This is a genomic window from Jiella pacifica, assembly GCF_010500815.1.
GTDB lineage: Bacteria > Pseudomonadota > Alphaproteobacteria > Rhizobiales > Rhizobiaceae > Jiella > Jiella pacifica.
In genome coordinates this window covers 1-26324 of the sequence record NZ_JAAAMG010000039.1, presented here as the reverse complement: position 1 = coordinate 26324, position 26324 = coordinate 1, and the positions used below count along the sequence as shown (strand labels likewise).

General features: G+C 59.9%; 31 protein-coding genes. 16 read left to right on the top strand and 15 right to left on the bottom strand.

Annotated features, from left to right (window positions below):
• The 3 genes from GTK09_RS25730 to GTK09_RS25720 all read right to left on the bottom strand — a co-directional run.
• Positions 1-1042, bottom strand: a 1042-nt coding sequence (locus GTK09_RS25730) for a hypothetical protein (protein ID WP_163466267.1), incomplete at its 3' end; no start/stop codon positions are given.
• A gap of 167 nt (positions 1043-1209) precedes the next feature.
• Positions 1210-2046 carry an IS5 family transposase gene (locus tag GTK09_RS25725; RefSeq protein WP_163466266.1) on the bottom strand — a complete coding sequence of 279 codons (837 nt, stop codon included), beginning with the start codon at positions 2044-2046 and terminating at the stop codon, positions 1210-1212.
• Positions 2047-2184: 138 nt separating this feature from the next.
• Positions 2185-2562 (bottom strand): helix-turn-helix domain-containing protein, encoded by a 378-nt coding sequence (locus tag GTK09_RS25720; protein ID WP_312869961.1) that lies wholly within the window; start codon positions 2560-2562, stop codon positions 2185-2187.
• Between the two features lie 287 nt (positions 2563-2849).
• Here GTK09_RS25720 and GTK09_RS25715 point away from each other — a divergent pair, with 287 nt between their 5' ends.
• Positions 2850-3194: a DUF2958 domain-containing protein gene (locus GTK09_RS25715; RefSeq protein WP_163466265.1), complete on the top strand. Its 345-nt coding sequence runs from the start codon at positions 2850-2852 to the stop codon at positions 3192-3194.
• Between the two features lie 398 nt (positions 3195-3592).
• Entirely contained in the window at positions 3593-4030 is a 438-nt protein-coding gene (locus tag GTK09_RS25710) for a hypothetical protein (RefSeq protein ID WP_163466264.1), read from the top strand.
• Positions 4031-4433: 403 nt separating this feature from the next.
• Here the strand turns inward: GTK09_RS25710 and GTK09_RS25705 are convergent, their stop codons facing one another.
• A complete protein-coding gene (locus GTK09_RS25705; protein WP_163466263.1) occupies positions 4434-4748 on the bottom strand; it encodes a WGR domain-containing protein in 315 nt (104 codons plus the stop codon).
• Positions 4745-5314 carry a recombinase family protein gene (locus GTK09_RS25700; protein WP_163466262.1) on the bottom strand — a complete coding sequence of 190 codons (570 nt, stop codon included), beginning with the start codon at positions 5312-5314 and terminating at the stop codon, positions 4745-4747. The genes GTK09_RS25705 and GTK09_RS25700 overlap by 4 nt, the downstream gene beginning before the upstream one ends.
• A gap of 330 nt (positions 5315-5644) precedes the next feature.
• On the opposite strand from GTK09_RS25700, the gene GTK09_RS25695 reads away from it, so the two are divergent.
• From GTK09_RS25695 to GTK09_RS25680, 4 genes are all read left to right on the top strand, one after another.
• Positions 5645-6751 (top strand): YihY/virulence factor BrkB family protein, encoded by a 1107-nt coding sequence (locus GTK09_RS25695; protein WP_163466261.1) that lies wholly within the window; start codon positions 5645-5647, stop codon positions 6749-6751.
• Positions 6752-6875: 124 nt separating this feature from the next.
• Complete coding sequence (locus GTK09_RS25690; protein ID WP_163466260.1) at positions 6876-7634, top strand: hypothetical protein; 759 nt, start codon at positions 6876-6878, stop codon at positions 7632-7634.
• Entirely contained in the window at positions 7624-8031 is a 408-nt protein-coding gene (locus GTK09_RS25685) for a phage holin family protein (protein ID WP_163466259.1), read from the top strand. Before GTK09_RS25690 ends, GTK09_RS25685 begins: the two co-directional genes overlap by 11 nt.
• Positions 8028-9056, top strand: a complete 1029-nt coding sequence (locus GTK09_RS25680; protein WP_163466258.1) for a DUF3618 domain-containing protein — start codon at positions 8028-8030, stop codon at positions 9054-9056. The genes GTK09_RS25685 and GTK09_RS25680 overlap by 4 nt, the downstream gene beginning before the upstream one ends.
• Before the next feature lie 358 nt (positions 9057-9414).
• Here GTK09_RS25680 and GTK09_RS25675 read toward each other — a convergent pair whose 3' ends face one another.
• From GTK09_RS25675 to GTK09_RS25665, 3 genes are all read right to left on the bottom strand, one after another.
• The gene (locus GTK09_RS25675) at positions 9415-9975 is read right to left on the bottom strand and encodes a ClpP family protease (protein WP_163466257.1); all 561 of its coding nucleotides are present in this window, start codon (positions 9973-9975) and stop codon (positions 9415-9417) included.
• A 92-nt stretch (positions 9976-10067) separates the two neighbouring features.
• Positions 10068-11327, bottom strand: coding sequence for a Y-family DNA polymerase (locus GTK09_RS25670; protein WP_163466256.1), 1260 nt, complete (start codon positions 11325-11327; stop codon positions 10068-10070).
• 3 nt (positions 11328-11330) lie between these two features.
• Positions 11331-11891, bottom strand: a complete 561-nt coding sequence (locus tag GTK09_RS25665) for a LexA family protein (protein WP_246218134.1) — start codon at positions 11889-11891, stop codon at positions 11331-11333.
• Between the two features lie 473 nt (positions 11892-12364).
• Here GTK09_RS25665 and GTK09_RS25660 point away from each other — a divergent pair, with 473 nt between their 5' ends.
• The 4 genes from GTK09_RS25660 (at position 12365) to GTK09_RS25645 (ending at position 14156) form a co-directional block, all read left to right on the top strand.
• Entirely contained in the window at positions 12365-12574 is a 210-nt protein-coding gene (locus GTK09_RS25660) for a hypothetical protein (RefSeq protein ID WP_163466255.1), read from the top strand.
• A complete protein-coding gene (locus tag GTK09_RS25655) occupies positions 12571-13233 on the top strand; it encodes a DNA methyltransferase (protein ID WP_163466254.1) in 663 nt (220 codons plus the stop codon). Before GTK09_RS25660 ends, GTK09_RS25655 begins: the two co-directional genes overlap by 4 nt.
• Positions 13234-13506: 273 nt before the next feature.
• Positions 13507-13806, top strand: coding sequence for a nucleotidyltransferase family protein (locus GTK09_RS25650; RefSeq protein ID WP_163466253.1), 300 nt, complete (start codon positions 13507-13509; stop codon positions 13804-13806).
• The gene (locus tag GTK09_RS25645) at positions 13806-14156 is read left to right on the top strand and encodes a HepT-like ribonuclease domain-containing protein (protein ID WP_163466252.1); all 351 of its coding nucleotides are present in this window, start codon (positions 13806-13808) and stop codon (positions 14154-14156) included. Before GTK09_RS25650 ends, GTK09_RS25645 begins: the two co-directional genes overlap by 1 nt.
• A 164-nt stretch (positions 14157-14320) precedes the next feature.
• On the opposite strand, the gene GTK09_RS25640 is transcribed toward GTK09_RS25645, so the two are convergent.
• Positions 14321-14617, bottom strand: coding sequence for a type II toxin-antitoxin system RelE/ParE family toxin (locus GTK09_RS25640; RefSeq protein ID WP_163466251.1), 297 nt, complete (start codon positions 14615-14617; stop codon positions 14321-14323).
• Positions 14614-14877, bottom strand: coding sequence for a type II toxin-antitoxin system ParD family antitoxin (locus GTK09_RS25635; RefSeq protein WP_163466250.1), 264 nt, complete (start codon positions 14875-14877; stop codon positions 14614-14616). Before GTK09_RS25635 ends, GTK09_RS25640 begins: the two co-directional genes overlap by 4 nt.
• A 545-nt stretch (positions 14878-15422) precedes the next feature.
• Here GTK09_RS25635 and parA point away from each other — a divergent pair.
• The 3 genes from parA (at position 15423) to GTK09_RS25620 (ending at position 17714) form a co-directional block, all read left to right on the top strand.
• Entirely contained in the window at positions 15423-16076 is a 654-nt protein-coding gene (gene parA / locus GTK09_RS25630) for a ParA family partition ATPase (protein ID WP_163466249.1), read from the top strand.
• Positions 16073-16348, top strand: a complete 276-nt coding sequence (locus GTK09_RS25625) for a plasmid partition protein ParG (protein WP_163466248.1) — start codon at positions 16073-16075, stop codon at positions 16346-16348. The genes parA and GTK09_RS25625 overlap by 4 nt, the downstream gene beginning before the upstream one ends.
• A gap of 85 nt (positions 16349-16433) precedes the next feature.
• The gene (locus GTK09_RS25620; protein ID WP_246218133.1) at positions 16434-17714 is read left to right on the top strand and encodes a replication initiator protein A; all 1281 of its coding nucleotides are present in this window, start codon (positions 16434-16436) and stop codon (positions 17712-17714) included.
• A gap of 1019 nt (positions 17715-18733) precedes the next feature.
• On the opposite strand, the gene GTK09_RS25615 is transcribed toward GTK09_RS25620, so the two are convergent.
• The gene (locus GTK09_RS25615) at positions 18734-19066 is read right to left on the bottom strand and encodes a hypothetical protein (RefSeq protein ID WP_163466247.1); all 333 of its coding nucleotides are present in this window, start codon (positions 19064-19066) and stop codon (positions 18734-18736) included.
• Positions 19067-19296: 230 nt separating this feature from the next.
• On the opposite strand from GTK09_RS25615, the gene mobQ reads away from it, so the two are divergent.
• Together mobQ and GTK09_RS25605 are read left to right on the top strand one after the other, a co-directional pair.
• Complete coding sequence (gene mobQ, locus GTK09_RS25610) at positions 19297-20604, top strand: MobQ family relaxase (RefSeq protein ID WP_163466246.1); 1308 nt, start codon at positions 19297-19299, stop codon at positions 20602-20604.
• Positions 20605-20716: 112 nt separating this feature from the next.
• On the top strand, positions 20717-21664 hold the full coding sequence (locus GTK09_RS25605) for a pPIWI-associating nuclease domain-containing protein (protein ID WP_246218132.1): 948 nt from the start codon (positions 20717-20719) through the stop codon (positions 21662-21664).
• A 42-nt stretch (positions 21665-21706) separates the two neighbouring features.
• On the opposite strand, the gene GTK09_RS25600 is transcribed toward GTK09_RS25605, so the two are convergent.
• On the bottom strand, positions 21707-23353 hold the full coding sequence (locus tag GTK09_RS25600) for a type IV secretory system conjugative DNA transfer family protein (RefSeq protein WP_163466244.1): 1647 nt from the start codon (positions 23351-23353) through the stop codon (positions 21707-21709).
• Positions 23354-23495: 142 nt separating this feature from the next.
• Positions 23496-24188 carry a hypothetical protein gene (locus GTK09_RS25595; protein ID WP_163466243.1) on the bottom strand — a complete coding sequence of 231 codons (693 nt, stop codon included), beginning with the start codon at positions 24186-24188 and terminating at the stop codon, positions 23496-23498.
• 22 nt (positions 24189-24210) lie between these two features.
• On the opposite strand from GTK09_RS25595, the gene GTK09_RS25590 reads away from it, so the two are divergent.
• Entirely contained in the window at positions 24211-24684 is a 474-nt protein-coding gene (locus GTK09_RS25590; protein ID WP_163466242.1) for a hypothetical protein, read from the top strand.
• A 105-nt stretch (positions 24685-24789) separates the two neighbouring features.
• On the opposite strand, the gene GTK09_RS25585 is transcribed toward GTK09_RS25590, so the two are convergent.
• Both GTK09_RS25585 and GTK09_RS25580 read right to left on the bottom strand, forming a co-directional pair.
• On the bottom strand, positions 24790-24969 hold the full coding sequence (locus GTK09_RS25585; RefSeq protein ID WP_163466241.1) for a hypothetical protein: 180 nt from the start codon (positions 24967-24969) through the stop codon (positions 24790-24792).
• Positions 24970-24980: 11 nt separating this feature from the next.
• Positions 24981-26324: TRM11 family methyltransferase (locus GTK09_RS25580; protein ID WP_203561209.1), on the bottom strand; the 1344-nt coding region annotated here is incomplete at its 5' end.

Genomic DNA, 26324 nt, shown 5'->3' with positions numbered 1-26324 from the left:
TTGCTAGAGGATTGTCGTTGAATACATATTGGATATATACGATAAAATAGTTTCGTTCGCCTGCAACACATCGGCGCTTATTGCTAATATACTCCATTTCTCTATCTGTAATAAACCAGATAGAGAAATTTTGACAAGCTCCAGAATCTACCTGCTGTACACGTTCCTGATTATAGGGATTCAAGCCAGGGGGTATGAGAATTTTCTCATTCCCTTTAGCTAATAAGCCAAGAAATTGCGATAAATTAATATCGCGGAGGTGATGTTTGCTGCCTTGAAGCATTACGCCGTCTAATCCATTTCGCGTAGAGTGAGCACCACTCTCAAACGGAAGGAAGTATTCTTTGGCGTATGGAACAAGAGTGAATGGCGTCGATGCAGACTCAGCAAACTTGTTTATTTTTGAACGCAGATCATAGACGTCTGCTTTGCTAGCTTCGCGTACGTACATTTGGACGCCAGCCGAGTGGATATACCCGGATAACTTGGTAATTTTATATATATCCAAATGCATAGTAGGGGGAACGTAAACAGAGGCACTAGTTAAATATAAGTCAACAATAACAACATGGGATAGCATGTCGGCGTACAACTGCATTAACCGATTAGTCAATCGTATCGCCAGAGAATCGTCGTCGGTGACTATTGCCTCGAGAGAGGTTACATCATAGAGAGCGGTCTGAAAAACATCGTTAATTATGCTTTTGAAATGATCTGTAGTGAGAAATGTACCTGGTAAAGTGTCGTCTTTGGAACGACAGTAGGAGGTTAGTAGTGCGTTGAATTCAACGAATTGAAGATTGGTTACCGTAGCGTTCTTCAGGAACAGAAATAAGAAAGGTCCATTAGAAGGCGGAGTAAGAGAGCAGGTTTCCGGGATGCTGTCTTGGAAGATCCAATCACGAAGAAAATTCTGGCTGAAAATTTGGGACGCGTACGCAATTTGTGACGCAGAATCAATTGATTTATTAGTGAAGGTTGTCACAGCTTCTCTGCATGCAGTGGTGACTGCGCTCAGAAGTGCGGAATGCGGTTTTGGCATTGCGTCACGGCTCCCTAGAGGTATCACGTCGTGAAGGTACGACCTCTACCAAGCGCTTTGCGATTGCACAACGCCTGAGGGAAGTGTTGGTTCAATAGTGGGGGAGACCAGAGTGCTCGGCGCACGAGAGCCTTACGCTCGTCTGGGTAAGAGCCCGATTCAAAAGTTCACTGGTATTTCCAATATCTTGCGATGCGCCTCGTGAGCATTCGGATGCTGGCGATGAGCGTCCAGGCCGTCGCGCTTTCGATTGATCGTTCCCAGTCCTTGGCAAGACGGCGGCATCGGCCAAGCCAAGCGAAGGTTCGTTCGACCACCCATCGACGCGGCAGAACCTCAAAGCCCTTGGCCGTGTCCGATCGCTTGATGATCTCAATCGTCCAATCACCATGTCCGCGTAGCGAGCTCCGCAGCTTATCGCCGGCATAGCCGCCATCGGCAAAGATGTGGCGCAGCCAGGGAAACCGGTAACGCAAGGACTTCAGCACCATTGTCGCCCCGTCGCGATCCTGAATGTCGGCGCCGTGGACCACAACAGCGAGCATGAAGCCGAGTGTGTCGGTGACGATGTGGCGCTTGCGTCCCTTAATCTTTTTGCCCGCGTCATACCCGCGTACCCCTCCGCTTTCGGTGGTTTTGACGCTTTGGCTGTCAATCACGCCGGCTGTCGGGCTGGCCTCGCGTTCTTCCAGTTCTCGAGCGCCGATGACCAGAAGGCCGTTGATCGTCGAGAGCAGAGCGCTGTCACGCCAGCCGTAGAAGTAGCCGCGAACAGTGGAGGCCGGCGGAAAATCCGCAGGCAGCATTCGCCACTGGCAACCACTCGAGGCAACGTAAAGGATGGCGTTCATGACCTCTCGCAGGCAGGTAGTCCGCGGCCTGCCGCCAGGCTTGGCCGATGGCAGCATCGGCCCAATCAGCGCCCATTCCCTTTCCGTCATGTCGCTTGGATAGCGAACGCATCTGCGGCTATGCTCAAGCCGAGCGGTATCATCCCAGGCCATTTCAATTCCCCATCGTCTCGACAACGTACGGGAATCACAACCTGCTGATATCGCTCAACTCCTTTTCGCTCGGGCTCTAAGGCACAGCGGTTCGCTTGAAGTACACGTGCAGAATACATGCATATATGATAATGTCCTTTATCCCTCAGTCACTTGAGCATCCGGCGCGTCCTTAACGATCGTCTCGACAAGCCGAACAACACCCCGGCGCACGTCACGATCGGAAATGGCCGCGAAAGCGCGGTTGAGGTCGAGACCCTCCTTTGTGGTCACGAAGTTCGCCAGCCCGCCGCCGTCGATCTCGGAAGCTCCCGCGTCGCCGAAAAAGGCACTGACCGGCAGCCCGAAGACGTCGGCCGTTTGCTGCAGCCGGCTGGCGCTGACCCGGTTCATGCCCTTCTCGTATTTCTGCACCTGCTGGAAGGTGATCTTGAGCGCACGCGCCAGGTCGGTCTGGCTCATGCCGCGCGCAAGCCGGTGCATGCGGATGCGGCGGCCTACCGCCGCGTCGATCACGCCGTCAGTCTGTCACTTTGCCATAACCTCTCCAGCCGTGACGGATGCTAGCCCGCTGGCCAGATCGATGGCAACCGAGAGGTGCTGCCGTTGGCCGGTGGAGGCTCGGGGGTCGCTGCCGATGAATTGTCGCCCTTCTGGCAGGATCGCGTATGCCCGCCGGCATCCGGCTGTCCATGCCCGGCCCGCACCAGAACCCGTGTTGGGCAGGACTGCCGGATTGAAGCCGGCGTGCGCCCTCTCCCGTGCCCATCAGGGCAAAGAGCAATCAACGGGAGAACGCCCAAATGACCCTCATCACAAAAGCCCAACGGGAAGCAATGCTCGAGAACGGCCGCCTGTCAGCTGCCGGCCAGGACATCGACCCCGCCCCGATCGTGAAGCTGTTCACGCCGGACGGCGCCGCAACCTGGCTCTTGACCGAGCTGGACCCGGCAGACCCTGACATCGCCTTCGGCCTCTGCGATCTTGGCATGCAGTGCCCGGAGCTGGGCTCGGTGCGGATCTCGGAAATCGCCGAGGTGCGTGGCAAGCTCGGCTTGCCGGTGGAGCGCGACCGGCATTTCACGGCCGACAAGCCTTTGTCAGCCTATGCCCGGGCGGCGCACCGGGCCGGGGCCATCCGGACGTGACGGGAGGCCGAGCAAGCGGCCTTTACAGGAAATGGGCCTCGGGCGGCAAACGACCCGCCCGGGTTTCCCGCCGCTTCCCCATGTCAATGCTCCGGCCCTGCCCGCGAGCCACGGGTCTCGCGGGCTTGCTGCGCAACCGGGCCTCCCGCATGGACATGGGGGCCCGCGCGGCGGTGACCGCCTGCAGGCCCGCTGGTTTGCCCTGCGGGCGCGGTCAGGCCATTCTGACCTGACCTAAACCAGTCTAGGCGGGCCCGCAGGCCGTCAACCCGGGCTGCCGTAGCTAAGGCATTGAAACAGATACAATGATTCTGTTTTATCTACAGGTGTAAAACGGAGGGTTGAAAAATTTTCCGATAACGGCATTCTTCCCATAGGTCACTCTAAGGGAGGCAAGAATGAGTGCAGTGAAAACATTTTCGACTGAGGAATTTTTTGATGCGTACCGGGCATCGTTGCAGGCCAGTTTCTCCTGCCCGCAAAATGGTCCGAAATGTGATGCCAAAGCGCTTCAAGACATAAATGCAAAGCTCGATGAAATAGAGTCCTCAGGCAAACTGTCGAACATGCAGGTGGAAGACATTGTTGAAGAAATAAAAGCCGTTAATAATCAGGAAAATATCGTCCTATTTTCTATAGGACGAGACCTGTGTATTGCCGCATGGGTGGTGGTCGGAGCGGCAGTGGTCGCCGCATGGGTCGCAAGCGGTGGAACTCTGCTTGTTGGAACAGCCGTAGCTGGGGTGCAAGTCTCATCAAAAGTGCTTGCTGCATTAGCTGGTGGCGCTAGTGGCGCAACAATCGCGTGCATACTGGGCAATTGTGGTAGGTGCTGAGCTAAACTCTGACTGGCACTCGAAAGAGTATCTGAAACAGAATCCCCAATTCTGTTTCATTTAGGATGGGTGCGGGGGCGGGGAATCGAACCCCGCCTGAGGGCTCTTCCGCCAGTCTTAGACAGATCGATCCTTGAACTCACTCGCTTGCATAGGTCGGATTTCCTGCCAAGCCCGCAGCACCTCAATCCCTACCATGCACTTCCGAAATGTACGCATAGCCAGCTCCCAAGCCAGATTGATTGCAATTGCAGCAAGCAGTGGCAGGAACCCGACCCACGCAGCGAGAGCTATCCAGATCGCGACCTGAAGACCTACGGCGAAGCTGGTAGAGGTATCTATATACGCGCCGCCTTCGCCGCGCAAAAAGCTTCATGGTGAAACAGAATCATTGTATTCTGTTTCAGCCGGGCGCGAAGGAAGGCGCCATGCCAGTGACCTTTTTCCTCAGGCGTACCCACGGCGTTCCTTCACTCGTCGAAGCCGAGAGAACTCCTGCACAGCCGCCTCGGCCGTGTCGAAAAACTGCCGCATCACCCGCCCCCCCACGGCCGATCCGGCCATACGCGCGCGCAAGGGAGTAGCCGCCGAACAGCGTGGGCTCGATTGCCAGCACGTAGAAGCGCGACATGCGGCGCCTTGGATTGACCCGGCAGAGATAAAGCCGCGGCGGCAGGGAGGCGACCAGGCTGTCCAGAAGGTCGAGCTGCACCGTCATGGCCGCAGCCGTCCAATCGTCTGGTTACTGACGTTGAACGAGCGAGCGATTGACATGTGTGGCTCGCCATTGGCCTTGCGTTCGAGCGCTTCGGCCTTTTGCGCCGACGTCAGCTTGGGGCGCCGCCCCATCTTCACGCCGCGCGCCTTAGCGCGGGCGCGGCCCTCGGCTGTGCGAGTCTTGATCAGATCGCGCTCGACGTCGGCCAGACCACCGAGCACCGCCAGCATCAGGCGGCCGGTGCTGTCGTCGGTGTCGGCCCAGGGCTGGGCCAGCGAGCGGAACCGCGCGCCGGCGTCGACGATGCGCTTGACGATGGCGAACATGTCGAAGGTCGATCGGGCCAGGCGGTCGATGCGGGTGACCACCAGCTCGTCGCCGGGGCCAAGGGTGGCGAGGAGCTTCATCAGCTCCTTGCGGTCGGCCTTGGCGCCGGAGACCTTCTCGCGAAAGACGGTGGTGCATCCGGCGGCGTGCAGCTCTTCGAGCTGGGCCTCGAGGGTCTGGCCGACGGTGGAGACGCGGGCATAGCCGAAGGAGCGGATGGGGGCGTGACTTTTGTCCATGATTTATGGAAAGGATAACCCATTGGCCGGGCTACGCAATCAAAATCTTCCATAATTCTTGATTTTTGGCATAAGGGATTTTGGCTGACCCCATTTAATGGGGAGATCTCTCAGACCGTATAGTCGAAGGTCAGCCCTTATTCGCAGGATTGGTCAGGTGGTCACGTGCGACTTAAAACAGGTTGTCGATCTACTTCTGTCTGACCGCAACTTGATGGTTGCGACTGAATTTTCGATGAAATCGGATCGGAACCAGTAGGCTTCCAGTCGAGTTTGAAATCAAGTTTTCGTTAGCTCGGGACTTTAGTGCCGTGCCAGTTTGTGAGTGTGATGACGGACTCTGCTCGAGGTTATAATGCTGCCTCGCCAGGCGAGATTCCACCGGCCGGGTGGAAAGACGTTCTGTGGCGCATCTACCAAGAGATCAGCGACGACCGGGTGATGCTCGTCGCAGCCGGCGTCACCTACTATCTGCTCCTCGCGATGGTCCCCGCCCTGTCCGCTCTCGTTTCCGTCTACAGCTTGTTCGCCGATCCTGCGACGATCCAGGATCAGGTCTCTATGCTCTCGAGCTTCGTGCCGGGAGGCGGGATGGACATTATCGGCGAGCAACTCACGCGGTTGAGCCAGCAGGGAAACGCGACGCTCGGGGTGACCTTCGTCGTGTCGCTGGCGATCGCCTTGTGGAGCGCCAATGCCGGAATGAAGGCGCTCTTTGAAGCGATGAACGTCGCTTATGACGAACAAGAAGAGCGAGGCTTCGTCAAACTCACCATCATCTCGCTCGCCTTCACCCTGGCGGCTGTTGCGGGTGCCATCCTGTTTATTGGCGTCGTCGTTCTTCTGCCGATCGTTCTTGACTTCGTCGGACTTGGCAAATCGGCCGAATGGCTGGTGCGCATCGTGAGTTATCTGGGAATGGCGGTCGTGGTCTCCTTGGCCGTCGCCTCGCTCTATCGCTGGGGGCCGTGCCGGGCGAACGCCCGATGGAAATGGATCACGCCGGGCGTCATCCTGACCATGGCGCTGGTCGTGATCGTGTCGGTGCTGTTCTCCTGGTACGTCGCGAATTTTGGCTCTTACAACAAGACCTACGGATCGCTCGGCGCTCTAATCGGCTTCATGACCTGGATCTGGATTTCGTCCACGATCCTCATCATCGGCGGCGAACTGAATTCCGAAATGGAACATCAGACCGCCCAAGACACGACGACGGGCACCCAACGCCCGCTGGGCGAGCGCGGTGCCACCATGGCCGATCGCGTCGCCGGGGGTGACCGCGATGGGTCGCTCGTTGACCGTTCGTCATCCGGTAATTTCCAAAAAGAGGCACCGGCGTCGCGCAGGCCGAAGCGGGTGTCGGCGGGGACGCTGGCGCTCGCGGTGCCCGCGACGCTGCTCTTAGCGGTCATGCAGCGCAGATCGAGGATGCCCTAGACCCCGCTCTGTCTGCCAACGCAAGGAACCAACTTCATGAACAGCATTATCTACCTCATCGGCCTGATCGTCGTGGTCCTGGCGATCCTGTCCCTTCTCGGGCTCAACTAAAGGATTTGAACCGATGATAATCGAACCATCATCGACCTCCTCCGGGTCTGCGGACACAGACAAACCGAAGGAAGATTTTGAACAAACCAAGGCGCGGGGCAGCGAGGAATTCGAATCCGCGAAGGCGGAAACGCGCAAGGCGACTGAGTCCCTACGTGATACCGCCTCGGACTATTCTAAGCGCGCTCGGGACTCTGCTTACGAGCAGGGCGAAAAAGGTAAGGAGACCGTGGCGGGCGGTCTCGACGATTTTGCCGCCGCGGTTCGCAAGGCCTCTGACGAATTGGGCTCGCGCGATCAGTCGATGGCCTCCCAGGTGGTTCGCGAGGTCGCGGGTGGTCTGGAGCAGGCGTCGCGAACCATTCACGGCAAGGATATAGGAGAATTGACCCAGTCCATCGCGCGGTTCGCCCGCGAGCGGCCGACGACCTTCCTGGTCGGTGCGGCACTTGCCGGTCTCGCGCTTGGCCGGTTCGCCCGCTCCTCGAGCGAGCACGACGAGGGCGATTACGCCGGCGGGCCCGGCTCAGTGGGTGCATTCGACACTGGTCGGCAGTCACCGCCGCGCGGTCGGGTCGACCCCGCCAGATCCGGCCCGGTGCCGACCGGCTACCGCTCGACCTATGCGGAGCAGTCTCGACCAGTCGAAGGAGCGTATCCGGAGGATCGTAACCCGATTGCTGGCATGCCCCGTTCAAACCAGCCGGATATGGCCGCAAAACCCTCCGCGTCAACGAGCAATCCCGTGAAAGCCGAAAACAATGAGCGTTGATCCCAAGGAACCAAGATCCCTGCCGGATCTCGTCGTTCACGCCCTTCGCGAGACGAGCGAACTCGTCCAGACCGAGACGCGGCTGATCCGTGCCGAGCTTTCCGACAAGGTCACGCAGATCGAGGTTGCGGGCGGATCGCTCGTCGCCGGCGCGATCTGTTTGCTTGTGGCGCTGCTCACCCTGACGGCGGCACTGGTCACCGCGATCTCGAAGATCGGCGAACCCGATATCGGGCCGGGATGGGCGGCGCTGATCGTCGGCGTGATCATCGCGGTCATCGGCGTGATCCTTCTGATGAAGGGCAAAAAGGACCTCGAGCCTGGCAATCTCATGCCGAACCGCACCGCCAATCAGCTGAGCAAGGATGCCAAGCTCGCCAAGGAGCAAACACAATGAGCACCGATACCGATCGGCTGGAACGGGAAGCCGAAAGCCACCGCGCGAACCTCGACTCAACCTTCGATGCGCTGAGAGACCGCCTCTCCGTTGGACAAATCGTCGACGAGGTCTCGGGCTATCTCAAGGAAGGCCAGGGAGCCGACACCGTTAAGAACCTTGGCCGCCAAGTCCGCGACAACCCTTTGGCGCTGGGATTAGTCGGTGCCGGCCTCGCCTGGCTTCTCCTGGGGGACGGAGCGCGCGGTAAGGGTCAGGAGATGTCCGATCGCTACACCCGTTGGCGCGAGGATCGCGAATACGATCGTTTCGACGAGGCGTTTCCGCCCCATGATGGCGATGTAACCGACGATCGATCGGCACCATCCCGGCAGTATGTCGGATCCTCGACGACCACGTCGAAGGGAACCGGCTCAACCGGGCCCGGAATCGGTTCGAAAGTTGCGGATGCCGCGAGCTCTGTCGGGGCTGCCGGCTCAAGCGCGGCGTCCAGCGTTTCCGAAAGTGCCAAAACCGCAGGACAATCGGTTTCGGACGCAGCAAGCTCGGCCGGCGACGCCGCGCGGCGCGGTTTTCACGATGCCTCGGACAGCGTGTCCCATGCAAGCTCGACGGCGATGCACAGTGCGAGGCGGACAGGCCGCAGCGCTTACCGAGCTGGGGCGCGAGCCCAACGCAACGTCGCCGATCTCATCCATGACGAGCCGCTGGTTTTTGGAGCGATCGCGCTTGCGATTGGGGCAGCAGTTGGCGCGTTACTGCCGGCGACGCGCACCGAAGACGAGTGGATGGGCGAGACGCGCGACCATTTGCGCGACGATGCCTATGAGCAAGGGCGCGAAACGCTTCACAAAGCCGAGAATGTCGCGGCCAAGACTTACGAAGCGGTGAGTGAGGAAGCCGAAGGCACGGGTCTAAAGCCAAAGTCTTCGCAGGATGAGACCATCGCTGAGCGGGTTTCCGACGTCGTCAAAGCCGGCAAAAATGCTGCAAAAACCGAAGTAAAAAAGGAGGGATTGTCCTAAGTCACGGCGACGAAAAGATATTATCTTTTGATTTACGTACGTGATCGTTACCCTTATCACCTCGGCGTCGAAATGAATGGCCGTGCTTTTACCGTGGATAGCTTGACCAAGGTCAACACCTCAACGTGATAGCTATGAATGCAGCTTCAGCTCAAAATTTGCGTTTTATCTTAGTTGTAGTTCGCTACTAGGAGCAGGATCATGTCCAAATCACCTGTTGGTATTGGCACCCAGACGCAGGATGCCGTTCCGCCAGTCGGAAAGATCGATACGTCGTCTCGGCCCAGAGATGACAATGCTAGACCTTCTAGTTCTGAAACAAGTGGAGACTACGAGACGCGCGACAAAGACGGCAATCTCACGGGGACGCGGAAGACCGTTTAATAATGCCGTCCACTAAACCTAGTTCAATCGCTTCGGCTGGTCGAATAAACCAGTCGAAGCGCTTCTCAAGGTGTTCACGCCAAAAGGCTTCAGGCTTATTAGATAAGCGTGCCAGTTCTTCGTAGTTTTGATCAACTCGTATTTCCATTTCTTTGGCATAGCCGGACAGCCTAGAGATAGGCATACCTCTGGTTCTATTTGTGTCATCGGGTAGGGTTGCTTCATGAAGCATAAGCAAAGAGCCCTCGACAATAAAACGTCTCCCTGAAGTGCCGGCTGCTAATATAGTTACGGCGCTGCTAGCAACATAGCCAGTTCCTATAGTGCGTATAGATTTTTTGCACGTTTGCAGTGCCTGCGCTATTGCCGTAGCTGCCAAGCCGGAACCGCCAAGGGACGAGACATGCACTGTGATCTCGTTAAATGCACTGCATGTGTCCATTTCGCGCAGAGTCGCAAGGAAAGGTATTGTATTATTCCATCCTATTTCTGCTTCGACGTGCAATATCCCTGATTCCAAAGTGACGTATGACATAATAATTTTTATAAAGAATATAGTAAAAATTCAAGAAAATATCGTATAAAATAAACCTTCTTTAGGGAATATGTACGCCTAAAAGAGGTTTATCAAACGCTCAATAGCTCATTCTGATTAGTCGAATACCGCCCCGACAGGTGCTCGCTCCGGAGCGCCCATTCCTTCTTCACACCGGCCGCAGCAAACGCGATCGAGCCGCGCCCATAGCGGCGGTTCAGCTCATCCATGAGCCGCATCAGCTCGAGACGGCCGGGATCGTCGGCCTGGTGAAACAGCGCTCCCTGCTGTTTCGCGGCCTGGTGCAGGTCGAGGCAGATCACGCCCGCTTTCTTGTAGCTGAACCCGGGCCGCCAGATCCGTGATAGCCCGTAGAGGGCGGCCCTGATCAGTTTTGCCGTGTCGGCCGTGGCGATGCCCAGGCGAACGGTCTGCGAGCCGTAATATTGCGCGTCATGCTCCCGGAAACGGTTGGTGTTGACGAACACGCTGATCGACGCCGTCACCAGGCCCTGCCGCCGCATCTTTTCAACGGCGCGGCTCATGTAGGTGGCGACGGCTTCGCGCATTTCCGTTTCTTCGGTGACAGGCCGCCCGAATGAGCGCGAGGCCATGATCGTCTTCTTGTCCGGTGAATGCTCCTCGAGCGACAGGCACGACTGCCCGCGCAACTCGAGCACCACCCGCTCCATCACCACGCCGAACGAGGCCCGGATCATTTTCGGATCCGCATCGCGGAGCGCCAGAGGCGTCCGGATGCCAAGGGCCACCAGGCGCGACGCCAGGCGATTGGCGACGCCCCAGATGTCGGTCAGCTCGAGCCGCTGCAAAGCCGCGACCTGGTCAGCCTCCGAAACCAGCGCCATCACGCCGCCGCTGTCCGGCGCCTTCTTGGCGAGGCGGTTGGCGACCTTCGCCAGGGTTTTGGTAGGAGCGATGCCAACAGACACCGGGATGCCCGTCCATTGCAGCACCGTGGCCCGCAGCAGCCGACTGTGCGCTTCGGGATCGGCAAAGCCGGAGAGGTTCAGGAAGGCCTCGTCGATGCTGTAGACCTCGAGCTCCGGCGTGAAATTGGCGAGGGTGCGCATCACCCGGCCGCTCATGTCGCCGTAGAGCGTGTAATTGCTCGAGCGCACGATCACGCCCTGCTTCTGGAATTGCTCCCGGTGCAGGTGCCAGGGCGCGCCCATCTCGATGCCAAGGGCCTTGGCCTCGTTCGAGCGGGCGATGACGCAGCCGTCGTTGTTAGACAGCACCACCACCGGCTTGCCGCGCAGTGGCGGCTGAAACACCCGCTCGCAGGACGCATAAAAGTTGTTGCAGTCGACCAGGGCAAACAGCGGTGCCACGGGCTACAGCATCCGGATCGAGCGGGAAACCACGCCCCAGATTTCCAATTCCTGCCCCTCCCCAATGTCGAGGCTCGGGAACGCGGGATTTTCGGCCTGGAGGGAGATGCCGTCGGCGCGCAGCTGATAGCGCTTGATGGTGAACTCGCCATCGAGGCACGCCAGGACGACGCAGCCGTTGACCGGCGCACGCGAGCGGTCGACCACCGCAATGTCGCCTGGGAAGATCCCGGCCCCGGTCATGCTCTCTCCCGCGACACGCACCGCAAATGTCGCCGGCGGATTGGTGACGATCAGCTCGTTGAAGTCGAGCGGCCCGTCCATGTAGTCGTCAGCCGGGGATGGGAAGCCGCAGGAGGCCGTGGCGCTCATCAGCGGTACAGTCTGGGCCGTCCGGGCTTCCACATCCAGAAACGCGTTCACGTCCCCTGCCCTGAAGCCGCGTTCGTTCATGCGCCGCGCGATGGCTGCCAACGGCACCGGCAGCCGCACGACGCGGGTGGCAGGGCCTGGCTTACGGCCAGCATTGGAGCGGCGACCGCCGCGGGAATTGATCGGGTTCATGGTCGGCCGCTTCCTTTGATTTCTGTTACAGAAATTACACAGATGCGGACCATGGTCCAGCTTGTTGATCCGGCCATGCCTGCAAAAGCAGCGGTCATGATGCCGCAGCCCCCGGAGGAGGTGGCTCCCGCGGTTCTCACAGCGGAGATCGCATTCCTATAACTGACCGTTGAAGGTTCACGGTCGAGGCCAAGCATAGCTCGAGACGCAGAAGCCCTTCATTCGATCCCGCCACATAGCAGTCCGGAGCGGTGCAGATTTCAATATTGGCGCTCTCCCGTCCGCCATCCACACCACACGGCCGGAACAGTCGGGGTGATGGCCCCGGCAGCCCGCCCGGCAAGGCATCCAGCCGTATCCCTGAAGGGAGCCCCTCGGCCGGAGCCTCCTTGCCTGCCGGTCTTTGCCGGTTCCCGAAGTCACCCGACCGGCCGCGATGGACGTGGCCGGACAAACCAACGGGAGACCAACCCATGACATCGAAATCCAAACCCACCGTCCCCAGCCACAGTGTCTATGTGGTCGAGGGCGAAGGCGACCGGGCCTTCTGGACCAAAGTCGGCTCAGCCTGGCGCCATGACGACGGCGACGGCTTCAACCTCAAGCTCACCGCGCTGCCGATCGACGGCCGCCTGGTGATCCGCAAGGCCAAGGCCAAATCCGACCGGGAGGCGGGGCAATGAGCCCCGTCCCCGCTCTGCGGGGCCATGAGGCTCCGCGTAACACGGTCATCCTCGGCGACTGCGTGAAGGTGATGGCGTCCCTGCCAACAGGCTCGGTTGACTTCATCCTCACCGATCCACCCTACGGTGTGCGCTACCGCTCTCGTGACGGTGAGCGTCTGCTCGGCGACGACCGGGTCGACTGGCTCGAGCCGGCCTATCGCTCGATGGCGCGGGTGCTGCGTGATGATGCGCTGTGCTTGACCTTTTACGGCTGGCATCATCCGGACGCCTTCACCCAGGCCTGGAAGGCCGCCGGGTTCACGGTAGTCGGCCACCTGGTGTTCCCGAAGCGCTATGCCTCCTCGGCGCGCTACGTGGCGCATAGCCACGAACAGGCGGTGCTGCTCGCCAAGGGTCGCCCTCCCCTGCCCCGTGTTCCAGCGAACGACATCGGCGCCTGGCACTACACCGGCAACCGCCGCCATCCGACCGAGAAGTCGCCGCTGATCCTCAGCCCCTATATCGAGGTGTTCTGTCCCGCCGGCGGCCTAGTGCTCGATCCGTTCTGCGGCTCGGGCTCGACCTTGCGCGCCGCGCAGTCCCTCGGCCGGGACTATCTCGGCATCGAGATGGACCCCGTCCATCGTGAAACAGCCTACCGGCGCATGCTGGCGTGAGCCGGCTGCGTTCCCTTCCCCGCCTTTGGCGGGGATTGAAGAGGCTCAGGCTCACCAAGGGAATTCCCTCGAAGAAGCCGAGCCATCACCGGGAACGGTCGCACGGGCCGCCAGGGCCGCAAGCCCCGGCCTGACGGCCGCCTCCGGTAAAGGGCTTGCACCCCCGGCTCTCCGCCCGTGCACCTTATGCCGTGCGATGGCGGCTCCGAGGGAATTCAAGGCCCGGGCGCGATGTCAGATGACAGGTTGTGCCAGGCGGCATATGTTGAAGGTATGAACCGCAACGACATCATTGCCCGCCTCAAATCCGTCGAGCCGGCCATCCGCGCCCTCGGCGTGGCAGCGCTGTATCTCTACGGTTCCCAGGCGCGCAACACGGCCCGTGCCGACAGTGACATTGATCTGCTGGCCGATTTTGCCGCGGGCCAGGAGCCGGACTTCACGCGCTTTATGGAAGCCTACCACACCCTCGAGGATACGTTCCCCGGCGTGGAGATCGGGTTCAGCACCCGGGACGGCCTGGTGCCGCTCTACCGACCGCACATCGAAAACAGCGCCATTCGCGTCTTCTGATGGACTCCGCCAAGAACCCGCGCATCCGGCTCCAGCACATGCTGGACGAAATCGAAGGCGTGACGTCGTTCACCGCGGATCTGTCCGCGCCGGAAATTCTGGCCAGCTACCCGCACCTGCGGGTGGTCGAGCGGGCCATTCAAATCATCTCGGAAGCGGCCAAGGAGCTGCCGGAAGAGGTGCGGAGCCTTGAACCTGACATCCCCTGGCGCAACATCATCGGCATCGGCAATTTCCTGCGGCATGAATACTACCGGGTCGATCCGCACGTCCTCGATGGCGTGCTGCGCAACGAGTTGCCCCGCCTAAAGCAGGCCATCATCCGGCTGATGCAGAGCTTGGCATCCTAACCCTGCCTGACCACGGTTCTTCTCTCCACCCGTGCACCTTACGCCGTGCGATGTCGGCTCCGAAGGAATTCAAGACCCTCCCATTCACGGCGGCGCCATGGAAGGCGCATGAGCAAAGAACCGCATCTACGGCGATACGGTTTTACGGCGTGCCGTAAATACGGTCAGGCAAAATCAGCCGCGTCAGAGTCCTGATAGCCGCTGAGGACGCGGACCACGGTCAGCGCGTCCGGTTCGATGCGATAGAAAATGACATAGTTGCCGACCGGAAAACTCCGCAGCCCGGCTGCAATCTCCGGCCGCTCCCGCCCGGCGTGTGGGTGATCCGCCAGCATGAGGAGCTTCTGCTCGATGCGGTCGAGCATGCGATCGGCGGCAGTCTCATTGTCATCGGCAATGTAGCCCCAGACCTCAAGGAGATCCTCTCTCGCCCGCGGCCGCCGGGTAATGCGCAGGCTCAAGATCGGGCTTTCTTCTCGTTCCTCTTGCGCCGAGCCTCCGCTTTGATCGCAGCCATGTCCAGGGGTTCGGCCGCCCCGCTATCGTCCCCTTCAGCAATCATCCGTCGAAGCGCCTCAAGCTTGGCCGCACGGATCTGCTCACGCTCCTCCACCAGACGCAGACCGTCGCGGATGACCTCGCTCGCCGTCGCATAGCGGCCGCTTTCGATCATGCTTTGGAGCATTCGTTCGTAATGCTCGCCGATCGTAACACTTGCCATTGGACACCTCCTGATGTGATTTAATACTATTTTATAACATTATGGACAAGCGGCAACTGACATGCCGTATTTACGGCGATACGGCGAACTGGTTCGTTTCCCCGTACCTTTTCCAGTGGTCGTGCTAAAATCGCGCATGAAGTCGCCACCAGCCAAGACACAGCAAAACCCCGTCTCTGGGTTTAAGCTGACCCGCGCATGTGCCGAGAAAATCTGCGCTGTCGAGGGATTGCGATTGAACGAGCAGATGGCGCTGTGGTTTGCCGAGGCAGATGCTCGCGGATTGTCGCCTGACGAACGGCGGGAGCAGATCCGAGCGATGTTTGCCAGAATCCCGCAGCCACAAGACGGACCTTGAGCCGTATTTACGGCTTTACGGTCCTACGGCGCGGATTATTCATCCATAGTCAGGACTGTGGCCGCTCCGTCGCACCCCCTTCCTTCATCTTTTGGTTATGCCTTGCGGGCACCGTATTGCCGTATCACCGTATCCACGGAAAGCCGTGTTTACGGCGCGCCGTAAACTGCAAAAGGGGCCTAACCTCATGATCATCGGGATTCTGAACCAGAAGGGCGGGGTTGGGAAAACCACCCTCAGCATCAACCTTGCCGCCGCATTCGCCACCACAGGCCAGCGGGTTCTGGTTGTCGACGCAGACCCCCAGGGCAGCAGTCTCACCTGGTCGAGCGCCCGAGCCGCTGAAACCCCTCCCCTATTTCCGGTTATTGGCATGGCCAAGCCCACGCTGCATCGGGATCTGCCCGAAATCGCCAAGGACTATGACATCACCATCATCGATGGTGCCCCGCGGGTCAGCGAACTCGGCCGCGCCGCAATCCTGGCCAGTGACCTCATCCTGATACCGGTGCAGCCGTCCCCGTTCGACGTCTGGGCGACAGAAGACATCGTGGGGCTCATCAAGGAAGCACGGCAATTCAAGGAAGGGCTGAAGGCCGTATTTGCGGTGAACCGTAAAATCGTAAATACGGCGATTGGCCGTGACGTGCTCGACGCCTTCACCGACGAGAGCTTCCCGGTGCTCAAATCCCAGGTTTGCCAGCGCGTCGTCTATGCCGAGAGCGCAGCCCAGGGCCTGACCGTCATCGAGGTGGCTCCGGCGGGGGAAGCCGCGCGCGAGGTCAAAGCCCTGGCCAAAGAGTTGCTGCGATACGATAATCAAGAAAGGAAGGCCGCATGAGCAAAAAGGTCGCATTCAAGCCTAAGCCGGCCACGACACCCGCACCGACTGCCGCAGAAGCATGGGTTGATCAGGGCGGACAGACAGAGGGCAGGGCGCCTCTGACAGTGGTTCCCGAAGCGCCGGAAGACAAGCCACGCAAGATGGTCCGCTTCACGCTCGACGTGGATGCCGAGCTGCACTCCCGCATGAAAGTCGCGTGCGCCATGAAGGGCGAGAAGATGTCCGACGTCCTGCGCGCAGTGCTGATGAAAGAGTTCCCGGCGGAATGAACCGGACCACCGCACTTACGGCGGTACGGCGCGCCGTATTTACGGCGATACGGCTCCTGATTATGTTTGTCCTCAGTTTTCTGCCATGCGGATGGGCATTGCGCTTGGTGGCTGCGCCAAGCCGGGGCATGGTCAGGTCATGAGTCGCCCCAAGCTCAACCTGCTCAGCCGCGAAGAGTTCGCGGCATTTTCGCTACACGAAAAGAACGCCTATCTGCAGGAGCTGGCTGATCGCTTTGCCGCTCAGCACGACCGCGAGCAGGTCATTCTGGACAAGAACGCCCTCAGCCGGCTGCGACGCTATTACAGCCGCCGGGTTTGGGCCGACCTCAAACTCGGCGACGCGCCTGCCTCGCCGTTGAATAAGGCTCTTGGCCGCCTGGCGGAAACCATCCGCAGCGAAGCCGTCCGGGAAGATGTGACGGCAGCCCTGCTGCAGGAGACGACCTCGCGCACGGTGCTGCGTACTGCACCCGACGACGACGCCCAGCTGATGTTCTTCGTGCCGGCCATTTACGACGCGCCGATCAAGGACGACGTCAACCTGATGGACGTCGCCCCGTTCTCGCTGAGCAAGCGGGCCCGCACGGGCATCATCCAGTATGAGCTGAAGGACTCGCTGATCACCATTGAGGGCGGAGCCGAGACAGGCCTTGCGACCGTGTTCGACTACGACATTTTCCTCAACATGGTCTCGGCCCTGGCCGACGAGGTCCGCCGCTACCGGGTCGAGGACGGTAAGGGTCTGCGCCCAAGCCTACCCTCCAAGGTCTACCGGCCAAGTGTGGCGCACATCCTGAAGTTTTGCCGACGTTCGAGCGGCGGCCGCCAGTACGAGGAAATCGAGGCAGCCTTGGGCCGACTGTCGAAGACCACGATCAAGGTCACCAACCTGTCCGGCGGCAAGCGCCGTCAGGTCGATAGCCGCCCGCTCATCGGCGAGTACCGGATCATCAGCAAGACCGCCACAGGAAAGGTCGACGAGGTCGAGGTGACTATCCCTGACTGGGTCTATCTCAGCATCGTCCGTGCCGACAAATCCCTGCCTCTGCTGACGCTGCACGAGGACTACTTCCTGATCTCCTCCGGCCTTGGGCGGTTCATCTACCGGCTGGCGCGTAAGGCAGCCGGGAAGACGGAAGCGCGCTATGGCGTGCGCGAGATCCACAAGCGCAGTGGTTCACCGCAGGAATACCGGTTCTTTCTACGTGATCTCAAAGAGTTGGTGACACGCACCCAGGCCTTTCCGATGCCGGATTACGAGCTGACGCTCGAGGAGAGTAAGGACAGCGCCAAACTGTTGATGCGCTTCCGAGGCGACGAAGCCGCTCCTGCCGAACCCTTAGCCGAAACAGCCAACCACTGATTTTGTCGGAGAAGCCGTCTATCGCCCACGACAAAAATCTGTCGCGGCTTTGCGTCTATTACCCACGACAAAATTGCTGGCTTGATCACGCAAAAACTCTACTACCACCTGTGGATAAGTTTTGTCGCAACCGTCTATCGCCCACGCAAAACCGTCTATCGCCCACGACAAGCCGTCTATTACCCACAATTGGCCGTCTATCGCCCACAGGTGTTTTGCGTAGGTCTCTGATATAAAAGGATAATTCAGCCGAATTTTGTCCTAAAACTTAGTTAAAACTATAAAAACATATTAAAACCCGCTAACGCGACATTTTTCAAAATTCGGATGGGAAAAAAGGGGCCAACCGAACAGTCGGTGGTAATTCGGAAAGACAGCTGGGAATGAAGGAGCTGAGGCCATTTGAGCGGTCACAGGTTCCTTTTTGACAAGGCGAACGCCCCCTTCCTCCTCCCGCCTGGCAAAACGCACCACAACGGCTCTGAGAGGCTCATGACGTGGCAAGGCGACGGGATGAGAGCTAGGCGGGCGAAGCCCGCCATGCTCGAGCCCTGTTCAGGCTCTGAAATGGAAAAGCCACCCCTTTCGGAGTGGCCTCATTCCGTGACGGTCATCGCCGTCCCCGGCTGTACCGTACCGGGAGACTAGCACGGGGCAGGGGCCTTTGAGAATCCTTCTCCCACCATTCCGCCCTGCAGGACTGCCCACGCGAGCAGCAGCGCCCGGCCGGACGGGTCTGCTTGTCGATCAGAGATGCGGCGGCACGGGTGTATACACAACCTGCCTCATTCCGTGTGGAAATATCCTCGGGGGTGTGGGGGCAGACAGCCCCCACGGGGTACGTCCTGCACGGCGCCGGCCCGGAGCCTCGACCGGTCGGGCGGCACGGAGGGGGTGCAGGGGGCAAGCCCCCTGCCTCACGTCGCGCAGCGACGTTCCACGCCCTGCGGTGAAACATCCTGCATCACGCATTCTGCATCACACATCGTCCATCATGTATCGCGTTGAGGACGGCTTGGTCACGGCGCCGGCAGGGTACAGGCCGCGCCGAGATAGTGCAGGAACACGCCGGGGAACGAGCTGAGGATCACGCCGCCGATCGCCAGTGCCAGATAGCCGCCGCTTTGGAAGCGGGAGAACACCCAGCCGAGGATACCGACCATGGTGAGGATCAGCGCCAAGGTGTGGCCAAAGACAGCTTGGACGAAACCGAGAATGCCGCACATCGCAAAGGGGGTGCCGCCGAACCAGCCCCAGGCGAGATCGAGCAGAAACGCGTTGGCGAGGATCAGCGCGACGGCGGCGAAGATGTTGGCGAGGAGACCGGTCACGGTCATCTCACGGGTCGACATAATGGCCACATCCCAGGCAGGTGAAACGACAGGCGGCGAGCTTGGCGGTATAGAAGGATCAGTGCAACACAGGCGGGAGGAAGATGGACATGAAAGGAGTAATAGCGCACTTATACATCGCTGCGCGACATAGGTGGCCCGGCCGCCACGGGGACGTGGCCAACGGCCGGAAGGACGCGCCCGGGAGACCCGGTTGCGCGCTGTGGCTTTGAGGTCATGGGGAGGCGTGGGTGGCGTCGTATCACTTCGCGGTGCAGGTGCTGAAGCGAGGCTCGAAGGTCGACGCCCGCACGGGGGAAACCCGGCCCGGCGCGAGCGCGGTAGCGGCGGCGGCCTATCGGGCGCGGACGGTGCTGAAGGATGAGCGGCGCGGAGTGGTGCAGGACTACCGGCGCAAGGGCGGCTTGCAGCATGCCGAGATCATGCTGCCGGAGGGGGCCGCCCGTTGGCTCGGCGACCGTGAAAAGCTGTGGAACCATGTCGAGGCGCTGGAGACGCGCAAGGACGCCCAGCTGGCCCGTGAGATCAACGTGGCGCTGCCGCACGAGCTGACCGACGCCCAGCGAATTGCGCTGGTGCGGCAGTTCGTTGGCCAGGAGTTCGTCAGCCGCGGGATGGTGGCCGACATTGCCTGGCACAAGCCTGTGGCCGAGCATGGCGACGATCCGCGCAACTATCACGCCCACATCATGCTGACCCTGCGCCAGGCGACGGGATCGGGCCTGCGCCGGGTGAAAACCCGCGAGTGGAACAGTCGCGAGCTTCTCGGGGAATGGCGGGAGGCGTGGCGGGATCATCAGAACAGCATGTTGCGAGAGGCCGGGCACACCGCCCGGGTGGACCACCGCAGTCTCGCTGATCAACGCGAGGAGGCGGTGCAGCGGCGGGACTTCCGGCAGGCAGCGCGGCTCGACCGGGTGCCGGAGATCCATGTGGGTCCGCGAGCGCGCAAGATTGCGCAGCGCCAAGTGGTGCCGGAGAGCCATGCCTGGCTGGTGGGGCCGCGGCGTCCGCGCCGGCAGGACGATCCGCACCGCTTCGGCTTTGTGCATCCGATCGTCCGCGAGACTATGCGGGTCGAAGCCTATGAGCGGCGGCTACTCGACTACCGGCGCATCGACCGTGGCAGCCGGGTGGACCGGCTGTCGCAGATCCACGCCGGCAACGACCGGCGTCTGGAGGACTGGCTGGTGCGCAAGGAGCGGCAGCTGGCGCGGCTCAACCGCAAGCTCGATCGCTGGAGCCGGGAGATGGCGTTCAAGCTCGAGGGCGCGGTCCAGGGCAAGAAGTTCCGATGGCTCCGGGTGCAGAAGGCCGCGGCGGAAAAGGCCGAACGGGAACGGCAGCGCCAAAAGCTGGCAGCGCGGGCGCGGCGGTTGCAGCTGATCCGCGAGTTGAAGGCCGAGCTGGAGCTGGTGTTCATCGCGGCCCGCGGCGGCCGGGAGGCTGTGCTCGCCCGGCAGCGGCAGATCACAGGGTGGCGCAAGCCGCCAGTGCGGGGGTGGGAACGGGATCGCGGGGAGGGGAGACGGCGGTAGGGAGGCATAAACGGAAAGTTGCAATCTGACAGCAATGCGATCTTGAAGTAAGATTGCGGCATCTCCAGATAGATCCAGCGGAGGAGTAGAGGAGGGTTTAATGGTCCGTCGAATGACGCCATCACAGTATAATTCCTGGCTTCGTCAGCAGCAACAAAAGGAAAGAGATGCCATCAGGCGTTATAATCAGGAATTCGATCGGGTAAATCGGGCGAACAAGGCTGCTCACGAAAAGCAGGTGCGCGATATTAATCGCGAGATTGACCGTGTGAATCAGCATAACAAGCGTGTTGTTAATGATTATAACCGTGAAGTCCGTAATTATAATCAAAAGCGCCAGGCCGCCATCAACAAATATAACCAGGCCGTACGATCTCATAACTCACAAGTAGAACGTGATCGACAGCGCCGCTTGAGCGCACTCCGTGCTTTGACCACGACGCAATACGTGGAAGTCAGGGACTCGGCCTTCGACCTCAGCGAGCGCTACGCTCGAATTGAGTCTGCGGGTTCTGCCAACGAAGATATCCTGGCGGCAGCTGAGCGTGAGAGTAGTAACAGTGCTGCGGTAGCTTACGCATTGAACGCGGATGCGAGTGCGCCTGCAGATGGTGAGCAGGACACTGGCATCCTCGATTACCTCTCAGACCTCTCCCAAGATCTTTGTGATCGCTGGCGAGGTGCGCTTTTTGCTCTCAATCCGTCAAACGCCGATGCGGCTAGGCACTTTTGCACAAGTGTGCGCGAAATATTCTCGGAGATCCTGGGGCGTTGGGCCGAAGACAAGGATGTCATCGCGGCAGACCCTAACTGCGAAAAGACGCAGCAGGGTACTCCTTCACGCCGCGCAAAAATCCGCTTCTTGCTGAGGCAGAAGGGCGCCGACTCACCCGAGATGCTCGGATTCGTCGAGAAAGATATCGATGATATCCTCCAGCTATTCCCTGTGTTCAATAAGGCCACCCATGGGGCGGCTGGAACGATTACTTTCGCTAGTCTTCAAGCGTTGAGGCAGCGCGTCGAGGGCGGCATTATGTTTTTGGCTACTATTGCCTCATAGAGAAGTTGGCGATTACTGTTTTCGAGCATTTTATAATGATCACTACGCCGCGGTTGCACCAGGCGGCAGTCCCTGATCAAGTGGGCGGACGGGCGCAGGCTCGTGCGCCATGGCATCCGACATTTCGGTGATGCGTGTCTCTGCCCGGAACCGAAACTCCGGCTGCGGCGGCACCGACGCCCGCCATTTGTCCCATTGCCCCGCCCAGCGCAGCCTCCGCCGATAGTCGATGCGCTTCGTCATCATCGGGAACGCCAAGTTGCGGAACTTGATGATCATGCGGGTGACCGGCAGGCGCTGGACCTCGGCCGGGTCGAGCAGCCAGTAGCCGCTTTCGTTCTGGCCCTGCTGGTGCTGCTGGCGCAGCCAGGCATCACTCGACTGCGACACCCCCTGCGAGCTGGACAGCACGGTGGCGTGGCCGATCATGGTCGAGACATAAGCGGCGGTATCGTTGTCGTTGGTGCCGAAGAACACCCGGCAGGAGGCGTTGGCGAGGAAGGCGGGCCCCCGCTCGGGGCCGTAGACGCTGATCGCCTGGAGGATGTGCTGCCAGATCAGCACCGGGGTGCAGTAGGCGCGCAGCAGTCCGGCCTGCTTTTCCAGAGGATCGAGGGCGCCGAGCACGGCGACCTCGTCGAGCAGCAGCAGCACCTTGCGGCGGCCGGGGGCCAGGCGCTTGGCGCGCAGGATGGTGGAGAGTACGCAGCCGGTCATGACGCGCAGCCAGCGATCGTAGACGGCGAGGAACTCCTCGTCGACGCAGAGGTAGACGGTGGCGGTACCGGTCACCAGCTCGTCGAGGCTGAAGGTCGAGGCACTGGAGAGGACGCCCCCGGCCGAGCCGGACGACCATATCTCGGTAGCCTTCTGGACATTGGACAGCACGCTCTCGAACTCGCCGGCCTTGCTGGTGTCGCCGGTGGGCAGGGTGCCGAGCAGGCCGGAGGCGATCTCAGACGCCTTCACGGAGCGCGAATTCCGGGCAATGGCTTCCAGGGTGGCGCGGAAGGTGTGGGTCTCGCCCACTGACAGCGTGCGCACATGGGCGAGGGTTCGGGTTTCCGGCGGCTCGGCGAGGGTGTGCAGGATCAGCGCGGTGAGCAGCGAGACCGCTTTGTCGTCCCAATGGGGTTCTCGGGCGTCGGGGCGCACCATGTAGCGGGCGAGCATGGCCGCGTCGTCGGCCTCAAGGGCGGTGCCGGCGCGGACGATGTCGAGCGGGTTGTAGCGCTCGGAATGCATGAGGTCGGTGGGGCTGAGCATGCGCACGCTGCCGAACTTCGCCCGCCGGCGGCGGGTGATGGCGTAGTTCTCGCCCTTGGGATCGGTGACCAGGATCGAGCCGGGATAGTCGAGCAGGGTCGGCACGACGATGCCAAGGCCCTTGCCGGCGCCGGTGGCGGCGAAGACCATCACCAGGCCGTCTTTGGTAAAGCGCAGCAGGCGGCCGAAGCGGCCCTTGCCAAGCACGGGACCTTTGCCGAAGAGGAGGCCGCTGCGCAGGATCTCCCAGCGGGTGGCGAAGCGGGCGGTGCCGTGGGTGCCGCCCTGGCGGACCTGACGGCGGGCGAGGCGCACGCCGCCGCGCAGGAGGCGCCAGCTGCCGATCGCCAGCGCGCGCAGCAGCTGCACGCAGGCCCAGAGCAGCCAGGCAATGCTTTGGAAGAAGAAAGCCAGCACGTCCATGGGTTGAGAGTGCCACAGCGGCGCGGCGGTTCAAAGCGGGGCTGCCTGCTGGGTGGTCAGCTCTGCGGCGCAACCGGCTGGAATCCATGGCCAAGGCGGATTTGCCAGAGCGCGCCGTCGGCGGGCGGTAAGGGCCGAGGTGTCACCGGTCGAAGGCTTCGTCGTCGAAGAAGTCGGGCAGCGGCAGCATCAGCTCGGGTTCCTCGTCCACTTCCTCGGCCGCGGGCATGATCGGCGGGGTTTGTTGGGCGAGCTTGATGAAGGGCTCCCCCGCCCGGGCGCACCAGAGCGCGTCATCCGGCGCCGGCAGGGGCTGCGGTTCGACCGGGTCGAAGCCGCCGTCCTCGAAGGGCGGCGGCATGGCCGGAGCCGGCGTGTCGGGGGCGGCGCTGTCGTCGAGCTGCGGCGGGATCTGGAACGGATCGCCGTCGCGATGGGCGGCGACCATCAGGATATGGTCGAGACGGTCGAGCAGCTCGTCACCGAAGGGATGCGGCACCATCAGCTGGCTGCCGGTGGTGACGTAGATGGCATGGTCGGGGTGGGCGAGGATCTGCGCGGCGGACGGCAGGACCGCAGCGGGCCGGGGCGGGGCCGCCGGCCTTGGGCTGGCCATGGCAACGGCCTGCTGAGGAGGTTGAGAGGACGGCGCGGCGCCGGAGCCTTCAGCCGCCGTCGCCTGGCGCGCGAGCGTTGGCGCCGGCTGTTGCCGCGGTGCAGGCGATTGCGGATCGCGGTTGAGTTGTGATTGTCTGGGAATCAGGCGGCTTGCGCCGCGCACGATCCAGGTGGTCACGCGAAAGGCGAAGCCGAGCAGGGCGAAGACCAGCTTCATCTCGAGCTTGAGCAGTCGGAATATGCCGTCCAACATCTATGACGCCTATGCCACCAAGATCTGCCGCCACGCCGGCTTGCCGGCAGGATGCTACAGCGCCCACGACCTCACCGCCATCATCATGCAGCTGCCGCTGGGCGAGGCCCATGCCGCGCTCGACGGGGTCGAGCATGCGGCCCTGCCGCGGCTCGGCGAGACGGTGACCATCCAGGCGCACATGCAGAAGAACTTTTTCGACGTGCTCGGCATGGCGGGACGGGAGCTGTTTGCGTTCACGGTGCCGGTGCTGATCCGGCGGGACTATCTCGAGCGCCTCGAAGGCTGGCGGGAATGGCGGGTGCTGGCGCTCTATCTCGGTCAGTCGGACCTTGAGCCGCTGGTGGTGTTCCGCAACACGCCGATCGCGATCAAGACCGGGCTGCTCGAGGAGACGGTCTATTATGTGGCGGACGTGCGGGTAGCTTGTGCGGGGGAGAATTTTGAATGGCAGCAATAGCCGACAATTTTTATTGTAATTTCGTGAGTCGGATCGGAAAATCGCCCGTGAGATAAAATGTATCTCACGGGCGATTTCGCGAATAAAGTGCACTTTTCGCAAGGACTATATTTTTATGACATCGTTTTGACTCGTATCGGATCGCCGGTTTCGAATTTCGTCTTGCAGCTCTTTCAACCGCTCGCGTTCGATTTGCTTCCATTCCGCTAACGGGGAGTGAAGTTCGATTCGTTTCTTAGAACCATCCCCGACATGTTTTTTTTCGTCGGTGTAAAACGTGACCATGAGATGCTCCCTTAGGTATCTAGAGTAAAATGGAGTATATCTCTAGATACAGCGGCGTGTCCACCCCAATAGTAAGGCGGATTTATTAAGCTGTTCTTGGCTATTTGCGATCTTAGGAACCATGTTAGCGTCCTATTAGCGCGATTCGCTTCGCGCAGGACCGCATTAGCGATAATTGCGCGCGTCTGGCTATATGGAATCATTTTGCCGGTGCGTGCCCCCGCCGGCAAACACATTAACAGTTGACCTCGTCTGTCGAGAATTCGCACGAACTCGCGAACGATGTCCACAGATAGCAAACTCAGATCCGCTCCCTCATTAGAGATATTGAAGCCGTACGGAGGATCCGTGACGATGATATCGATCGACCCATTCGGAACGTTTAAACGCATATATTCTCGGCAATCTATTCCCGACACAACATTAATGCCTTCGTTACGATTAATACGCCCCCCCAGTTCTTTAAAAAACCCTGCGCTTTCACCTACGCCACGAGAATATAATGAATTGTATGTCCCTGATATTTCATCGCCACCGTTCGGTGAGGACTCTTGATTCTCTCGAATAGAAATCAATGCAGATAATTCAACAATGAATCGCTCATTAACTTCATGTCTGAGCGCTTGATCAACAGCGGCAAATCCCTGTCTAATTATTTGATAGTAATTCATTTTGATAGAGCGCCATATGATCCACATCAGCATTCGATCGTGAAAGGAATACGACATCATTGTCGACAGAAGCGCAGGAGATAATTGTTCGAGAGGCTGCGCATGGCTCGTTAATATCTCATCAGTCCCGTTTCTTGGCATAAATAATCGACTAGCAATCCAGTTTACTTTCGCTCCAATATCCTTAGGCATATCTTGCATTAACAAAGCGTCTTGAATCGTTTCTCGATTAATACGCTGTTGTGAATCATTCTCATATATACCCTCAAAAAACCGTCGAAGTGTCTTAAGAGAGCTTGAGGAGAGTGAAAAAAACTCGGCGTTATCAATAATAGCTTGTCGTGATGAATGCTCTAAATCGACCCCTGTAAAATGACATCTTGGAAAAACCGAAACAGCGTCAAATAACGTTGTTCCGGTCCCTAAAAAGGGATCAAATATGCGTGTCTCTTCCGGCGCCTTAATTTGTCCAGGACGAGAAGTATTGAGCATCGCTCTGCAAAGCGTATGCGGCAGCGTCACACTCTGGAGCCACCCGGGCTTGCGCTCTTTAAATATTGCTAGAGGATTGTCGTTGAATACATATTGGATATATACGATAAAATAGTTTCGTTCGCCTGCAACACATCGGCGCTTATTGCTAATATACTCCATTTCTCTATCTGTAATAAACCAGATAGAGAA

What these genes read in the sequence shown, in the direction of transcription:
- GTK09_RS25725 (WP_163466266.1), bottom strand. Translation starts at nt 2,046, where the DNA reads ATGGCCTGGGATGATACCGCTCGGCTTGAGCATAGCCGCAGATGCGTT.
- GTK09_RS25715 (WP_163466265.1), top strand. Translation starts at nt 2,850, where the DNA reads ATGACCCTCATCACAAAAGCCCAACGGGAAGCAATGCTCGAGAACGGC.
- GTK09_RS25710 (WP_163466264.1), top strand. Translation starts at nt 3,593, where the DNA reads ATGAGTGCAGTGAAAACATTTTCGACTGAGGAATTTTTTGATGCGTAC.
- GTK09_RS25705 (WP_163466263.1), bottom strand. Translation starts at nt 4,748, where the DNA reads ATGACGGTGCAGCTCGACCTTCTGGACAGCCTGGTCGCCTCCCTGCCG.
- GTK09_RS25700 (WP_163466262.1), bottom strand. Translation starts at nt 5,314, where the DNA reads ATGGACAAAAGTCACGCCCCCATCCGCTCCTTCGGCTATGCCCGCGTC.
- GTK09_RS25695 (WP_163466261.1), top strand. Translation starts at nt 5,645, where the DNA reads ATGACGGACTCTGCTCGAGGTTATAATGCTGCCTCGCCAGGCGAGATT.
- GTK09_RS25690 (WP_163466260.1), top strand. Translation starts at nt 6,876, where the DNA reads ATGATAATCGAACCATCATCGACCTCCTCCGGGTCTGCGGACACAGAC.
- GTK09_RS25685 (WP_163466259.1), top strand. Translation starts at nt 7,624, where the DNA reads ATGAGCGTTGATCCCAAGGAACCAAGATCCCTGCCGGATCTCGTCGTT.
- GTK09_RS25680 (WP_163466258.1), top strand. Translation starts at nt 8,028, where the DNA reads ATGAGCACCGATACCGATCGGCTGGAACGGGAAGCCGAAAGCCACCGC.
- GTK09_RS25675 (WP_163466257.1), bottom strand. Translation starts at nt 9,975, where the DNA reads ATGTCATACGTCACTTTGGAATCAGGGATATTGCACGTCGAAGCAGAA.
- GTK09_RS25665 (WP_246218134.1), bottom strand. Translation starts at nt 11,891, where the DNA reads ATGAACCCGATCAATTCCCGCGGCGGTCGCCGCTCCAATGCTGGCCGT.
- GTK09_RS25660 (WP_163466255.1), top strand. Translation starts at nt 12,365, where the DNA reads ATGACATCGAAATCCAAACCCACCGTCCCCAGCCACAGTGTCTATGTG.
- GTK09_RS25655 (WP_163466254.1), top strand. Translation starts at nt 12,571, where the DNA reads ATGAGCCCCGTCCCCGCTCTGCGGGGCCATGAGGCTCCGCGTAACACG.
- GTK09_RS25650 (WP_163466253.1), top strand. Translation starts at nt 13,507, where the DNA reads ATGAACCGCAACGACATCATTGCCCGCCTCAAATCCGTCGAGCCGGCC.
- GTK09_RS25645 (WP_163466252.1), top strand. Translation starts at nt 13,806, where the DNA reads ATGGACTCCGCCAAGAACCCGCGCATCCGGCTCCAGCACATGCTGGAC.
- GTK09_RS25635 (WP_163466250.1), bottom strand. Translation starts at nt 14,877, where the DNA reads ATGGCAAGTGTTACGATCGGCGAGCATTACGAACGAATGCTCCAAAGC.
- parA (WP_163466249.1), top strand. Translation starts at nt 15,423, where the DNA reads ATGATCATCGGGATTCTGAACCAGAAGGGCGGGGTTGGGAAAACCACC.
- GTK09_RS25625 (WP_163466248.1), top strand. Translation starts at nt 16,073, where the DNA reads ATGAGCAAAAAGGTCGCATTCAAGCCTAAGCCGGCCACGACACCCGCA.
- GTK09_RS25620 (WP_246218133.1), top strand. Translation starts at nt 16,434, where the DNA reads ATGCGGATGGGCATTGCGCTTGGTGGCTGCGCCAAGCCGGGGCATGGT.
- GTK09_RS25615 (WP_163466247.1), bottom strand. Translation starts at nt 19,066, where the DNA reads ATGTCGACCCGTGAGATGACCGTGACCGGTCTCCTCGCCAACATCTTC.
- GTK09_RS25605 (WP_246218132.1), top strand. Translation starts at nt 20,717, where the DNA reads ATGACGCCATCACAGTATAATTCCTGGCTTCGTCAGCAGCAACAAAAG.
- GTK09_RS25600 (WP_163466244.1), bottom strand. Translation starts at nt 23,353, where the DNA reads ATGGACGTGCTGGCTTTCTTCTTCCAAAGCATTGCCTGGCTGCTCTGG.
- GTK09_RS25595 (WP_163466243.1), bottom strand. Translation starts at nt 24,188, where the DNA reads ATGAAGCTGGTCTTCGCCCTGCTCGGCTTCGCCTTTCGCGTGACCACC.
- GTK09_RS25590 (WP_163466242.1), top strand. Translation starts at nt 24,211, where the DNA reads ATGCCGTCCAACATCTATGACGCCTATGCCACCAAGATCTGCCGCCAC.
- GTK09_RS25585 (WP_163466241.1), bottom strand. Translation starts at nt 24,969, where the DNA reads ATGGTCACGTTTTACACCGACGAAAAAAAACATGTCGGGGATGGTTCT.